The organism is Acinetobacter sp. 161(2023), assembly GCF_037027805.1.
GTDB lineage: Bacteria > Pseudomonadota > Gammaproteobacteria > Pseudomonadales > Moraxellaceae > Acinetobacter.
The window spans coordinates 19,264-33,786 of record NZ_JAZEYD010000022.1; the positions used below are offsets into that span (position 1 = coordinate 19,264).

Here is a 14,523-nt window from a genome sequence, read left to right on the forward strand (position 1 = left end):
GATATGCAACAATGGGCCAGGTTTGCAATTCTCGGGGCCATGTTTGTCACCGCATATTTGCTCATTTTGGCTTGGCAAAAAGATTATGGAAATGCTGCAACTGCACCGCAAAAACAAGCGGCGGCTGTAAGTTCACATGAAGTATCTGCTGATTTGCCAAATGCTAAAAATGCAACAGTGGCTTCCGATGTGCCACAAGCAAATATTGCGCAGTCACAAACCACAGATGCAACTGCACCTGTGAATCAACAGCTTATTTCAGTACAAACTGACCTTTACCATATTTGGATCAATCCAAAAGGTGGTGATATTGTTCGTATTGAATTACTCTCACACGACAGAAGCAAAGACAGCAATCAGCCATTTGTTATGCTTGAAAATGATGCCAAGCGTACATATGTTGCTCAATCTGGCTTAATTGGTTTGAATGGACCAGATAGCAGTCGTGGTGGTCGTCCATTATATGCTGTTGAAAAAACATCATATACTTTGGCTGATGCTAAAGGTGTGCAGGATCAAAAGGGTCAATCTGAAAAAGTTTTAAACGTTCCGATGGTATTTAAAACACCAGAAGGCGTTGAAATTATTAAAACTTTTACCTTTACTCAAGGGCAATATCCAATTGTTGTAAGACATCAAGTGATTAACCGTAGCCAACAAAGCTGGCAAGGTCAGATGTTTGGACAATTAAAGCGTGATAACTCTGACGATCCTGGTAAATCTTCTCAAGGTATTTTCACTCTAGGAACTTTCTTAGGTGGAGCTTGGGGGACGCCTGATTCACATTACAACAAGCTTAAGTTTGCTAATTTCTCAGAAGAAAAAGTAAGCACCGAAGCGAAAGGTGGATGGGTTGCGATTGTTCAGCATTATTTTGTAAGTGCTTGGATTCCTGGGAATCTTAAACTGACTCAAGCAAATGGTCAGCCTTATGTAGCTAAACTTGAATCTCGTCAATCTGCTGATCATATGAATATCATTGGTTTTACCTCACCAGTGATTAATGTTCCGGCAGGCACTTCAATGGAAGTGGACGCGAAACTTTATTCAGGTCCAAAAGTACAATCTGAATTAAAAGATTTAGCGGTTGGCTTGAATCAGACTGTTGATTATGGCTGGTTATGGCCGATTGCCAAGTTATTGTTCTTAGGTCTTCAATTCTTCCATAGCATTGTGGGCAACTGGGGATGGTCAATCATCTTACTTACCGTTATGGTGAAGATGATTTTGTGGCCTTTATCTTCAAAAAGTTATCGTTCTATGGCGAAAATGCGTGTGATTGCACCAGAAATGCAACGCATGAAAGAAGAGTTCGGTGAAGACCGTATGCGCTTCTCGCAAGAAATGATGGCTTTATACAAACGTGAACAAGTGAATCCTCTTTCAGGTTGTTTACCGTTGTTGCTACAAATGCCAATTTTCCTTGCTTTGTACTGGGTACTCATGGAAAGTGTGGAATTACGTCACGCACCATGGTTAGGCTGGATTCAAGACTTGTCAGCAATGGATCCTTGGTTCATTTTGCCGTTGATCATGGGTGCTACCATGTTTGCACAGCAAATGTTGAACCCGCAACCAGCCGACCCAATGCAGGCCAAAGTGTTCCGCATTATGCCGATTATGTTCACGGTATTTATGTTGTTCTTCCCTGCAGGTCTCGTGCTTTACTGGATTGTGAACAACAGTATTACAATTTTACAGCAATCGTTTATTAACAAGAGTGTTGCGAAAAGTCGTATAAATAAGACTGAATCAGCATCTTAATCGTTTAACTTTTGCTGAATAAATCCGCTTAAGATGGTAATCTTAAGCGGATTTTTCTTTGGCTGGATTTTAGGTTTTTAGGTGAATAATATGCAAAGTCAAACCACGATTGCCGCAATTGCAACGCCGCCAGGGCGTGGTGGTGTGGGCGTGATTCGCCTATCGGGGCCTAAGGCTTATGAAATTGCTCAAAACCTGACACAGAAAAACTTGCCTGAAGCACGTATGGCTGGGTTCCGTAAGTTTTATGATGCTGATGGAAGCATTATGGATGAAGGGATTGTTCTATGCTTTCCCAATCCGCACTCGTTTACAGGTGAAGATGTTGTAGAACTACAAGGTCACGGCGGTCCAGTCATTCAAAATGCATTGCTTGGTCGTCTATTTGAGCTGGGTGCAATCGCTGCAAAAGCGGGTGAGTTTTCCATGCGTGCTTTTGAAAATGGCAAGATGGACTTAGTGCAAGCAGAAGCGATTGCCGATTTGATTGATGCGACATCGCAAGCTGCTGCACGTTCTGCTGTTCGCTCTTTACAAGGCGCTTTTTCAACAAAAATTAATACCGTTTTAGAAAAACTGATCCATTTACGCTTGCATGTTGAAGCTGCAATTGATTTTCCTGAAGAAGAAATCGATTTCTTAGCAGACGGCAAAATTTTAGCTTTACTCGAAGATGTTCAGCAGTCAGTACATGCCGTTCAAACATCTGCGCGACAGGGCCAATTACTACGTGAAGGTTTACAAGTTGTTATTGCAGGTAAACCAAATGCGGGTAAGTCAAGCTTATTAAATGCGCTAGCTGGCGTTGAGCGCGCAATTGTGACCGATATTGCCGGTACAACTCGCGATGTTTTACATGAAAAAATTAGCTTAAATGGTCTGCCAATTACCTTAACAGACACCGCAGGTCTTCGTGAAACAGGTGACATTGTTGAAAAAGAAGGGATTCGTAGAGCAATCAAAGAAATTGAGCAAGCTGATTTGTTATTACTGGTTTATGATTTAAATCAAGGCGATGACCCGTTAAAACTCGCTCAAGAATATTTTGCTGAACATATTGAACCGCGCCGTTTAATGTTAATTGGTAATAAATGCGATTTAACAGGTCAATTAGCTGAAATAAATGATTTTCAAGGGTTCCGCCATATTACCGTTTCGGCAAAACAAGAGATGGGCGTACAAGGCCTTGTAGATGCGATTACAGCGCATGCAGGCTTCCACCCTGAGGAAGACACCTTTATTGCGAGAACACGTCATTTAGACGCAATGAAGCGCACACAGCTCTATCTTTCAGAAGCACATGAGCAACTCGTTGTGTTTAACGCAGGTGAACTGGTCGCTGAATCACTGCGTCTTGCTCAAAATGCTTTAGGTGAAATTACTGGTGACTTTAGCGCCGATGATCTATTAGGCAAAATCTTTGGTTCGTTTTGTATTGGAAAATAACTAAAAAACTCTGAATGATGCACATGGTTGTGTCGTTCAGTTACCTCGTTAACCGTATCTTTTTAGAACCTTTAAAAACTCATCTAACTCATTCTGATCAACCAGTGCTTCTTTGAGCACATGGTGATGTAAGTGTTGTTCCATCAATTCACTCATCAAACCGTTTATCGCACCTTTAATTGCAGCAACTTGTTGCAGTATTTCTATGCATGAAATATCAGGCTGTTCAACGGCATGCTCAATACTATTAATTTGCCCTTTTAGTCGTTTTACACGATTAAGTATTTTTTTATCCTGACCAATGTGACTCATCTGTGTTCTCTTGTATAATTCAATATACTGGTATGGAGTATATTGGGTTTAAATTTTATGCAGGATCATAGTGTATCACGTCATTATCAACATCAGTTCGATGAGAGTTTTTAAAGCTGTTTATGTTCCACGTGAAACATTGGCATAACTGAGTGTGAGTTTGGTTATAACTCGGTAATCAGTTCTGTTTTCATAAGCTGAACTGATTAAAATGAGTTCCTCTCCTACCTATGAGTTGGTTCTATGCTTAAAAAATTAGGAATATTGGCCTTAGTTAGCTTAACGACGAGTTTAAGTTTCGCTAATGTCGATACTGTTAGGGACAATATTAAAAAACAATATCCTAATTTGAAAATTAGCAATATTCAGAAAACCGAAATGCCTGGGTTATATAGCGCTAATCTGGATCAACAAATCATCTATGTTGGCGAAGATGGTCAGCATATGCTTATTGGTTCTATGATTCGATTGAAAGATCAGAAGAATTTGACTAAAGATCTGGTGTTAGGACAGAACTCAATTGACTGGAAACAACTTCCTTTAAAAGATGCGATTAAAACGGTTAAAGGCAATGGACAACATGTTTTAGCAGTATTTTCTGATCCAAACTGCCCTTATTGTAAGCAGCTCGAGCCTGAACTCGACAAGTTGAAAGATGTGACCATTTACACGTTTATTTATCCTTTGAAACCGCAGTCTATTGTGGTTTCTAGACAAGTTTGGTGTGCGCCGAATCAATCCTATTCATGGAAAAAACTCATTCAGCAAGGTGTTAAACCAACAGTTACAAGTTGTGCTAACCCAATTGATCGTAATTTAGAGCTTGGAAAGAAATTAGGTTTTAATGGTACCCCTACCTTGATTTTTGCAAATGGATTTAAACTGATAGGTGCACGATCTGCCGAAGAAATTCAGGCAGTTTGGAAAGAATTAGGTCTATAAAATGAATTAAAAAAGCACCATAAGGTGCTTTTTTATTGCCTAAAAGTAATTAACTTTTTCGTGCAATTAAATTGTAAATAAAGAGAATAATGACTGCACCAATCACAGATGCGATAAAGCCCGCAGCTGAATTTTCTCCGTAAAGACCGAGTAATCGACCACCATAAGTGGCTAAAAGTGAGCCTGCAATACCAATAAGTGTAGTTACAATAAAACCTGCTTTATCATCACCCGGATGCAAAGCACGAGCGATTAAGCCAGCAAAGAAACCAACCACAATAGCGACAATAAGTGACCACATATTTGTTCTCCAGTTGTTTTTTTGATGAAGTTAATGATTTTGCTTCATATTCTATCGTGCGGCAGAGCTGTACGTTTTGTCTGTAGCAGATTGCGACTTTTTGTGTCTTTTTTGTTCGAAGCTCAGGTTTTATATAAAAAAATAGCACCGTGAGGTGCTATTTTTTTGAAATTTATAAACCAATTTCGCCAATAAATGGTAAGTGGCGATATTTTTGGTCGTAGTCTAATCCATAACCCACAATAAACTTGTCTTCAACTTCAAAACCTAAAAATTTCACTTCGAGATCAATTTCACGGCGAGATGGTTTACTCACTAACGTGCACAATTGAATCGAATTTGGTTCACGAGTTTGCAGCATTTCCATAACTTTGCTTAAGGTATTACCTGAGTCGATAATATCTTCAACGACCAGTACATCTTTACCGCGAATTTCACCATCAAGATCTTTTAAGATTTTAACATCTCGACTTGAAGTCGTACCGCCGCCGTAGCTAGACACTGTCATAAAGTCGAGTTCATGCGGTTTGGTAATCGTTCGGCATAAGTCTGCCATGAAAATAACAGAACCACGCAGTAGTCCAATCAGGACCAACTCTTTGTCACTATTTGCGTAGTGAGCGTTAATTTGCTCGCCGAGCTCTTTGACTTTTGCTTGAATTTCTTCGGTTGAAATCATGATGCTCATTGCAACAGTCATGTCAGATTCCTACAAGATATAAAAGAAAAAATAAAAAAGGTGTTGACCTGCAACACCTCTAAAATCTGAGTTAATGGTAAAATTTTAAAGCAAAATGACTTTTCATGCACCCTTTGATGACTCTGAAATTTTATCATTTTGAGCAATATGTCGATCCCGCTTCAATGCAAGAGCATATATTCCAAATAATAACAAAAACTTAACGGCCCGATTTTTATTAGGCTGTTTCTTTTTGATAAGCACGGTTTCCATAAATATAAGTCGCCTCAATATTACGGTCATCACCTAAAGTGAATAATGCAAACAGTGAATCTTCAACTGACTTTGATTTCGACTGACGAAGTTGTTGTAGTGCAGTTGGCTTTAGATTCAATACAACAAAATCTGCTTCTTTACCGATGTTGAAATTGCCTAACTGGTCGTGCAAATCAAGTGCTTTTGCGCCGCCTAACGTTGCATGATAGAGAGCTTCATAAGCTGAAAGTTTATCACCTTGTAATTGCTGAACCTTATAAGCCTCGTTAACAGTTTGCAGCAAACTAAACGATGTGCCTGCTCCGATATCTGTACCCAAGCCCACTTTCACTTGTTTTTCCCATGTCTTTTTCAATGGGAATAAACCACTACCTAAGAATAGGTTTGAAGTTGGACAAAATGCGATAGCCGATTGCGTATCATGCATACATTGCCATTCTTCATCTTCTAAGTGAACACAATGAGCAAACACGGAACGTTTGCCAGTTAGGCCGTAATGTTGATAAACATCTAAGTAGCCTGTTTGTTCTGGAAATAAAGATTTCACCCACGCGATTTCATCTTTGTTTTCACTTAAATGGGTATGTACATAAACATCAGGAAATTCTTGTTTTAACTGCCCTACTCTTTCTAACTGTTCAGGTGTAGAAGTTGGTGCAAAACGTGGGGTAATCGCATACAGAGCACGGCCCTTGCCATGCCATTTTTCAATGAGTGATTTGGTGTCGCTGTAAGCCGTTTCTGGTGTGTCACACAGCGCTTCAGGGGCATTGCGGTCCATGAGTACCTTACCGGCAATTAAACGCATCTGAACGCGTTCTGCGGCTTCAAATAAGGCATCAACAGACTCAGGATGAACTGTACAGAAAACCAGTGCTGTGGTTGTACCGTGCTTTAAAAGTTCCTGAACAAAGAACTGGGCAATTTCATTTGCATATGCTTTGTCTTGAAACTGGATTTCAGTTGGGAAAGTATAAGTATTGAGCCAACTTAAAAGTTGTTCGCCGTAAGCTCCTATCATTTCAGTTTGCGGAAAATGAATATGGGTATCAATAAAGCCGGGTACAATCAATTGTTCTGGGTAATGTTGGACCTCAACTCCTGCAGGAAGACGCGCTTGAGCTTCTTCCCATGTACCAAACCATTCGATTTTTCCATGTTCACTAATCAATACACCATCTTCTAAATAACGCACTTGATTTGGAATATCAGTGGGCTCTGAGACAGTTTGTTGGATATCTAAAAAACGACCACGCACAACGGTGGTATTTGCGATCAATGACATGGAAAGCCTTTATATTTTCACTTTTTTCGATTGATTGTACCCCAGTTATCCAATATTTAAACGGTATAACGTTTACTTAGTCCCCATTCAGCCAAAATCCGTCGATAAGTTGTTGATGAGCGGTCTGCTTCAAAATGTGCTTCCATCATTAAATCAAGTGGCAGGTCTTCAGGCTTTTGTGATTCGACCATATCTTGGTCTTCTGCAAAAATTTGGGCATTAAATGCATATACCTTTTCTAAATCGCCAGTTTGGTCAAAGTTACGGGTGAGCGGAACAAATAAACGGGTTTTATTACTTGAGATAGGACAGCAAGCATTTAAGATTTTTAAGACTCCACCTTCTGGAAAATCGACCGTAAGCACAGCTGAAAAAGGCGGATAGACATCAAAGGTGCGTTTCCATAAAAAGCCTTCTGGTTCGAGATGTTTTAGCTCATGCGGATAGTTACTGACATTGCTGATATAGACTGTTTTTAAGCCGTAGCTGGTACGTTCAGTATGATATTTGGGTACGACTGGATTATCGCGGCTGGCAAAAGCATTGTGATGTACCCATGCAAAATGTGCGACGTCGATAAATCCTTCAAGTTGACGTCCGCTAGAACCGCCAATATCGACAAAAGGTGGCAAAATTGATTGATGCTCAGCATGTTCCCAAGTATCTAACACAGGAATATTGGCTTGAGTAACGTCACGACTGTGAATACTGGTCCAAATCAGGCCATATCGTTGCACGACTGGAAATTTGGTTAGAGAAAAACGATCAGAAATTTTGGTCAACTCAGGTTGAGCTGGTATTTGGGTGCACTTCCCTTCGCTGTTATAGCGCAGACCATGATAGGGGCATACAATTTCTTCACCATCGACCCACCCTTTGGTTAAAGGTACGCCACGATGAGGACAAATGTCTCGGACCAGATGAATTTCGCCACTTTCTGTCTTATACAGGGCCATATTCACATCTAATAAAGTCACCCGTTGCGGTGCGGTAGAGACGTCTTGAATACGGGCAACTGGATACCAGTGACTCGATAAAATTTCCCAATCTTTTGCATCAAAACTGCTGTTACACGGCATAGCAAGCGGCGTTAACGTTGGAATAGCATTCATGGCATCGCTCCTTAAAAAAATCAGGGCTCTCGCGAGCCCTTAAAATCTAGGCTTTTTTCTTTTTAGGAGATGCAAAGAACTTGCCAATATTGATTTTTAATAAAGAAGATAAGATTGAAAGTATTGAAATACATAGGATTAGAGTATTATATTTTTGAATTTTCGTTCTAATTTAGCTTTAATAATGAAAGTTCATTATTCGGTATATATTTAAAATGCACTGATTAATTGCGAATTAAGCACAATAAAAAAGCACTTTAAAAGTGCTTTTTTATGTAGATCCGTTGATTGGATGAATTACGACTGCAACTGCTTTTTGTTGTGTCGCAATGATAGATAAGCAGTAATTGCTAACACTATTACGATAAAGCTTAACGAGATCCAGATTGGCATGTGGAATACATCAAGCAACAACATTTTTGCACCAATGAACAATAAGATGATGCCTAAGCCATATGGTAAGTAATGCAATTTAGACGCAGCGCCAGCAAGCAAGAAGAACATTGCGCGTAAGCCTAAAATTGCCATTAAGTTCGCTGTTAAAACAATAAACGGGTCGCTTGTTACCGCGAAAATAGCAGGAATTGAGTCTACTGCGAAAATCACGTCTGAAGCTTCAACCAAAATCAATACTAAAAATAACGGCGTTGCCCACAATAAACCATTTTGACGTACAAAGAATTTGTCACCTTCAAGTTGTGGCGTAATACGCATGTGCTTACGTAACCATTTTAAAGCTTTGATGTCTTCAATATTGGTTTCTTCTTCTTGGCCCTTTAAGAATTTGAAGCCTGTATATACCAAGAACGCACCAAAGATATAAAGCACCCAAGAAAACTCTTGAACAAACCACGCACCAATAAAGATAAAAAGAGTACGCAGTACAATTGCGCCTAATACGCCGTAGAGCAAAATTTTACGTTGTAGTGCAGCTGGAATAGCAAACGCTGCGAAAATCATTAACCAGACGAAAACGTTGTCAATTGCGAGGGACTTTTCGAGTAAGTAACCTGCGAAGTATTCCATTGTTTTTTGATTTGCTAAGGTCACACCAGCAGTTTGCTGTAGATACAACCATAAACCACCACCAAATAACATTGCGACGCTTACCCACGCCACACTCCAGTAAGCAGCTTGCTTAATTGAGACATCTTGGCCTTGCTTTTGTTTAAAGCCTAAGAAGTCCACTAAAAGCATGACAATGACAATGCCAAAGAATGCTATATACAGCCATAAATTGCCGATCGATTCCATAAATCCTCCATACATCCGGCAATTGGGCGTAAAAAAACCTCGACCAGTCGCCAGATGAATTAAAACATCTGTATCAACATGATCAAGGTCTTGCCTACATCATGAATTTCATGATGCTCAGATACCGACTTTTTAATAAAAGTGTATTGACGATATCTGACACATAACATTGCTGTTATGTTTGGAGGAGGCTACTCCCCTTGTCAAACTAAATTCTGTTTTGGATAAAACATATCCAATTTCACATAGAATGGCAGATTTTTTTATATTACGCAACTGAACTTAATGCCGTAGTTTTAATATAAAAAAGATCTACGGATTATTTAATCAAACCACGGTCTAAAAGCGGTTTGCATATAATCTGGTAAAGGTGAATAAAGAATGCAGTGAAGCGTGTACCGTAAGCATTCCAGAAGTAATAACCTGCTGTATTGACCAGTAGCGCGACAATAAAAGCCCCTAACATGTCTAACGGGAAATGCACACCTAAATAAATACGTGACCATGCCACCACAAATGATAAGGATAGAAGAATGATTCCAATTATTTTGCGCTGAGCAAACAAATAAGACAGAGCAATAGTGCTGAAAATCAGCATATGATTACTTGGAAAAGATGCTGTTGGCGCATGCTCAATAAACGTTGTGCCAACACCCATGACAAACGGTCTGGAGTGATGATAAAACAGAGAGATAACGTAACCCACTAAAAGCGACACGCAGGTCAAAAAGACAGATTTAACAACCCTATTTTTTAAATCTTGATCACCATAGAACCATAAAAATGTAAGGATGAATAAAAGAATATAGAGGAGATCATTAGCAAAAAAGATAGCAAGACGAATGATAAATGGACTCGCATCCTGAGCACCATTAATAACATGGAATAAGCTAAGGTTGAGTGTTTCTAAAGACATTCATATTCCAAACAAGAACAAAAACGTGGGCTATGATAAAGAATTAAGCCCAATGCCTTGATAAAGAATTGTCACAAAAATGAAATATAGTTTGTTTGTGAGTGAAAATTAAACAGCTAGGCCTAGATAATTTTTAATGCGTGTTCTGGGCGTTAATATTAAAGTGTTAGCGTGTTGGCACTTTATTCGAGAACGTTATTTTATGACTACTCAAGAAAAACAGAAAAAATTAAGTTTGAGGCCTTTATCTCCAAGAGATCCACAACAGCCGCATAGAGCAGCGACTCCTCTCGAATTATTGTTCGATTTAATTTTTGTGGTCGCGATTGCAACAGCAGGTCAGCAGTTACATCACGCGATTATTGAAAATCACCTCTGGCATGCGTTACCAAGCTACCTGATGGTATTTTTTGCGCTGTGGTGGGCATGGATGAATTTTTCATGGTTTGCTTCAGCTTACGATAATGACGATGCATTGTATCGATGCCTTACCTTTGTACAGATTGTGGGTTCATTGGTAATGGCCGCAGGGATTCCTGATGTATTTCGTAGTCAGGATTTTGACATAATGATCATCGGTTATGTGATCATGCGAATGGCACTCGTTACCCAGTGGTTGCGTGCAGCAAAATATGATCCTGCTCGGCGTATTACGGCTTACCGCTATGCGATAGGCATTGTATTGGTTCAGGTGGGTTGGCTCATTGCCAATTTCACACATGTACTCTCAGTCCCTTTATTTTTATTTGTGGCTGCGATGGAGCTATTTGTTCCCTACTATGCAGAAAAATATTCACCTACGCCGTGGCATCCACATCATATTGTAGAGCGTTATGCCTTACTCACGATTATTGTTCTGGGTGAATCAATCGTCGGTAGTTTTAATGCAATACGTGATTCCTTAGCCGCTCAGTCAATGAATATTCCTGCCGTTTTCTTAATGATCGGTGGATTGATGCTGATGTTTGCAATGTGGTGGGCTTATTTTGACCGGAGCGAACAACACCATCATTTTAAAGGTGTCCGCCCATTTGTATGGGGATACGGCCATTATTTTGTTTTTGTCAGTATTGCTGCGGTGGGTGCTGCGCTTGCTGCCGCTGTGGATGTCACAACCCATCATGCACATATTTCCGATTTATATATGGGAATAGTCGTTGCGGTGAGTGTAGTGCTGTATACGACCTGTATTTGGGGACTATATGAATTTGAATGTTTAACGGGGATCAGCAAATGGTTTTACCCTATTACAGCGCTCATTATTTTATGTATTCCGTTTATTTGTAATAACGTGGGATATAGCATTTTTGCGATGGGAATTGTCTATAGTTTACGTTTAATGGTTTCTAATAAATTTATGGCCAATATAGAGCCAGAAAAAGTTTAAAAATAATTGATATAAAAAAACGGGTTTCAATTTGAAACCCGTTTTTTTATTGAATCAGCTAAAGCGGAAGTTAAGCAGCTTTCGCTTTTAATGCGCTCATGAGTTTTTGATGTAATCCGCCAAAGCCACCATTAGACATAATCACAACGGCATCGCCCTCACCTGCTTCATTGACAATACGCTCAATAATTTCGTCAAGTGAACGACTGACTTTAGCATGATTAGAAGCGGCTTCAATCACGGGTTGTAAATCCCAATCTAAACCTTCTGGCTGATACCAGATGACTTCGTCTGCTAAGCGTGCTGAGTGTGCTAAGCCATCTTTATGACTGCCCATACGCATTGTGTTTGAACGTGGTTCGATAATGGCCCATAAACGGCGTTCACCTAAGCGTTTACGTGCGCCATCTAAAGTGGTGTCAATTGCTGTTGGGTGGTGAGCAAAGTCATCATAAACCTCAATACCATTGACTGTACCGAGTAACTCCATACGACGTTTTACGCCGCCAAAGTTAGACAAAGCTTCACAAGCTTGTTCAAGCGTAACACCTACATGTTGAGCGGCTGCAATCGTTGCCAAAGCATTAGCTACGCTATGTTGGCCTGTCATGGTCCATTTAACTTCGCCAACGACATTGCCATTTTCTAATACTTTAAAATGGCTACCATCAATTGAAATTAATTCAGCAGACAAAGCAGCTTTTTCATTCGCTTCTAGACTTGTACGAATCACTGGTGTCCAGCAACCCATTTCAAGCACTTCATCAATATGAGTTTCAGTAATTGGCGCAATAATACGGCCTTCACTTGGAATGGTACGAACAAGATGATGGAATTGCTTTTGAATTGCTGCTAGGTCATCAAAAATATCGGCATGATCAAATTCAAGGTTGTTTAAAATCGCCGTTTTTGGGTGATAATGAACAAATTTAGAACGTTTATCAAAGAAAGCAGAGTCATATTCATCTGCCTCAACGCAGAAGTATTTTCCACCGCCTAAACGAGCACTTTCACTAAAACCAAGTGGAACACCACCAATTAAAAAGCCTGGATTTAAACCAGCCTGATCAAGTACCCAAGCCAACATGGTTGTAGTCGTGGTTTTACCGTGAGTACCAGCTACACCAAGGACATGTTTACCTTGTAAAACATGATCGGCAAGGAACTGAGGACCAGAAATATATGGCAAGCCTTCGTTCAGCATATATTCCACAGCATCAATACCACGTTTCATGGCATTTCCGACAATAACCAAGTCTGGATGAGGCTGTAAATGACTACGGTCGTAGCCTTGCATGAGGGTAATGCCTGCGTTTTCTAACTGGGTAGACATTGGTGGGTAAACGTTTGAATCGGAACCGGTTACCTTATGTCCTAAATCACGAGCTAAAAGTGCTAAAGAGCCCATAAAAGTGCCACAAATACCCAAGATATGCAGATGCATTGCTCGCCTTCTCCACTGCTTTTGTACACAATATTCGTATGAATGACTGTGTGTTCATTATTGATAAATTTGCCAGCAACGATAGCAAGGCTAAACTCGAAAAGATAGTCAAAAATCGTTGTTGTTCTATGTGTTTGAGGCCCTGGCAAAAGCACATCTTTATTTTTTCGATTTAAGCTGAATTACAGTTTTATCTTTTATAATGTTTTGTATCTTTAGAATACTTAAATCATCGTGATGATGAAGGATGTGCCTTTGAATCCAACGGTTTTAGCTTTTGCTTTCTTAATTATTTCTAACTGCTTTATGACACTTGCATGGTATGGGCATCTTAAATTTTTACACCATGCTCCACTCTGGCAAGCGATTTTATTCGGTTGGATTATAGCCCTGCTTGAATATAGTTTTATGATTCCGGCAACTCGTATGCTGAGTGCACAAGGCTGGTTACTCGGTGAAATGAAAATTACACAGGAAGTGGTTACACTGATTGTGTTTGTACCGTTTATGATTTTCTTGTTTAAACAGCCATTTAAACTGGATTACTTGTGGGCGATGTTATGTCTATTTGGCTGTGTTTATTTTGTATTTAGAAGCCAATAATCCGCAATAGCTTGTATTGAATCATTGATTCTACTTTGCAATAAGCCATTGCTCTTCCAAATGCCTGATTATCTTGCAGGATGTATAAATAATATTAATAAAATTTGAGAATGTGTCATTGTTAAACCATGACATTTTTTGATGAGATTAAAAATATTCGCAGAGCTGGTCAGTTAAATTTTCGTGAAATGAAAAATCAGTCTATAATAATGGGCTTCCGAACCATTTAAAACTTGGCTCTCGTCGAGATTTATCTTCTTTTACTTTTGTCTCTGGAACATTAGCAATGAATGCGGCCGCAGCACAAGACGCTCAACCTCTCGTTGGAATTATTATGGGTTCTCAATCTGATTGGGCAACTCTCGAAAACACAGCCAATATGCTGAAACAGCTTGGTGTCCCATTTGAAGCGGAAGTGGTATCTGCTCATCGTACTCCAGATCGTTTATTTGAATATGCAGAAACTGCGCGTGATCGCGGTATTCAAGTGATTATTGCTGGTGCAGGCGGTGCAGCACATTTACCTGGAATGTGTGCCGCAAAAACTGATTTACCAGTTTTGGGTGTGCCAGTTAAATCATCAATTTTAAATGGCGTAGATTCTTTGCTTTCAATTGTACAAATGCCAGCTGGTATCGCCGTTGGTACTTTAGCAATTGGTCCAGCTGGTGCGACGAATGCTGCAATCATGGCAGCACAAATCTTAGGTTTAACTCGTCCTGAAATCGCAAAAAATGTTGCTGATTTCCGTGCTGCACAAACTGATAAAGTTGCAAGCAAAAATATTCCGGGTCAGGTGTAA

Annotated in this window: 14 protein-coding genes; 6 read left to right on the forward strand and 8 right to left on the reverse strand. The window is 39.8% G+C overall.

Annotated elements, in window-relative coordinates; genetic code table 11:
* The first annotated feature begins 3 nt into the window (after positions 1-3).
* Positions 4-1,764 (forward strand): membrane protein insertase YidC, encoded by a 1,761-nt coding sequence (gene yidC, locus WA249_RS17665; RefSeq protein ID WP_336170653.1) that lies wholly within the window; start codon positions 4-6, stop codon positions 1,762-1,764.
* Positions 1,765-1,854: 90 nt separating this feature from the next.
* Positions 1,855-3,210, forward strand: a complete 1,356-nt coding sequence (mnmE, locus tag WA249_RS17670) for a tRNA uridine-5-carboxymethylaminomethyl(34) synthesis GTPase MnmE (protein WP_049838387.1) — start codon at positions 1,855-1,857, stop codon at positions 3,208-3,210.
* Between the two features lie 48 nt (positions 3,211-3,258).
* Here mnmE and WA249_RS17675 read toward each other — a convergent pair whose 3' ends face one another.
* On the reverse strand, positions 3,259-3,522 hold the full coding sequence (locus WA249_RS17675) for a metal/formaldehyde-sensitive transcriptional repressor (protein WP_336170656.1): 264 nt from the start codon (positions 3,520-3,522) through the stop codon (positions 3,259-3,261).
* Positions 3,523-3,765: 243 nt separating this feature from the next.
* Between WA249_RS17675 and WA249_RS17680 the strand changes: the two genes are divergently transcribed.
* Entirely contained in the window at positions 3,766-4,464 is a 699-nt protein-coding gene (locus WA249_RS17680) for a DsbC family protein (protein ID WP_336170658.1), read from the forward strand.
* Between the two features lie 49 nt (positions 4,465-4,513).
* Here the strand turns inward: WA249_RS17680 and WA249_RS17685 are convergent, their stop codons facing one another.
* The 6 genes from WA249_RS17685 to WA249_RS17710 all read right to left on the reverse strand — a co-directional run bounded on the left by WA249_RS17685 (position 4,514) and on the right by WA249_RS17710 (position 10,287).
* Complete coding sequence (locus tag WA249_RS17685; RefSeq protein WP_000269732.1) at positions 4,514-4,765, reverse strand: GlsB/YeaQ/YmgE family stress response membrane protein; 252 nt, start codon at positions 4,763-4,765, stop codon at positions 4,514-4,516.
* Between the two features lie 172 nt (positions 4,766-4,937).
* A complete protein-coding gene (gene hpt, locus WA249_RS17690) occupies positions 4,938-5,465 on the reverse strand; it encodes a hypoxanthine phosphoribosyltransferase (protein ID WP_004795560.1) in 528 nt (175 codons plus the stop codon).
* A gap of 217 nt (positions 5,466-5,682) precedes the next feature.
* Positions 5,683-7,005 (reverse strand): guanine deaminase, encoded by a 1,323-nt coding sequence (gene guaD / locus WA249_RS17695; RefSeq protein ID WP_336170660.1) that lies wholly within the window; start codon positions 7,003-7,005, stop codon positions 5,683-5,685.
* A 56-nt stretch (positions 7,006-7,061) separates the two neighbouring features.
* Complete coding sequence (locus WA249_RS17700; protein WP_336170663.1) at positions 7,062-8,117, reverse strand: aromatic ring-hydroxylating dioxygenase subunit alpha; 1,056 nt, start codon at positions 8,115-8,117, stop codon at positions 7,062-7,064.
* A gap of 297 nt (positions 8,118-8,414) precedes the next feature.
* Positions 8,415-9,371: a TerC family protein gene (locus WA249_RS17705; RefSeq protein ID WP_016139721.1), complete on the reverse strand. Its 957-nt coding sequence runs from the start codon at positions 9,369-9,371 to the stop codon at positions 8,415-8,417.
* Positions 9,372-9,690: 319 nt separating this feature from the next.
* The gene (locus tag WA249_RS17710; protein WP_336170666.1) at positions 9,691-10,287 is read right to left on the reverse strand and encodes a phosphatase PAP2 family protein; all 597 of its coding nucleotides are present in this window, start codon (positions 10,285-10,287) and stop codon (positions 9,691-9,693) included.
* A 136-nt stretch (positions 10,288-10,423) separates the two neighbouring features.
* Between WA249_RS17710 and WA249_RS17715 the strand changes: the two genes are divergently transcribed.
* The gene (locus WA249_RS17715) at positions 10,424-11,674 is read left to right on the forward strand and encodes a low temperature requirement protein A (protein ID WP_336170668.1); all 1,251 of its coding nucleotides are present in this window, start codon (positions 10,424-10,426) and stop codon (positions 11,672-11,674) included.
* A 70-nt stretch (positions 11,675-11,744) separates the two neighbouring features.
* Here the strand turns inward: WA249_RS17715 and mpl are convergent, their stop codons facing one another.
* On the reverse strand, positions 11,745-13,118 hold the full coding sequence (gene mpl / locus WA249_RS17720) for a UDP-N-acetylmuramate:L-alanyl-gamma-D-glutamyl-meso-diaminopimelate ligase (protein WP_336170671.1): 1,374 nt from the start codon (positions 13,116-13,118) through the stop codon (positions 11,745-11,747).
* Positions 13,119-13,358: 240 nt separating this feature from the next.
* On the opposite strand from mpl, the gene WA249_RS17725 reads away from it, so the two are divergent.
* Positions 13,359-13,721 (forward strand): DMT family protein, encoded by a 363-nt coding sequence (locus tag WA249_RS17725; RefSeq protein WP_336170694.1) that lies wholly within the window; start codon positions 13,359-13,361, stop codon positions 13,719-13,721.
* Between the two features lie 286 nt (positions 13,722-14,007).
* Positions 14,008-14,523: a 5-(carboxyamino)imidazole ribonucleotide mutase gene (gene purE / locus WA249_RS17730; RefSeq protein ID WP_002115451.1), complete on the forward strand. Its 516-nt coding sequence runs from the start codon at positions 14,008-14,010 to the stop codon at positions 14,521-14,523.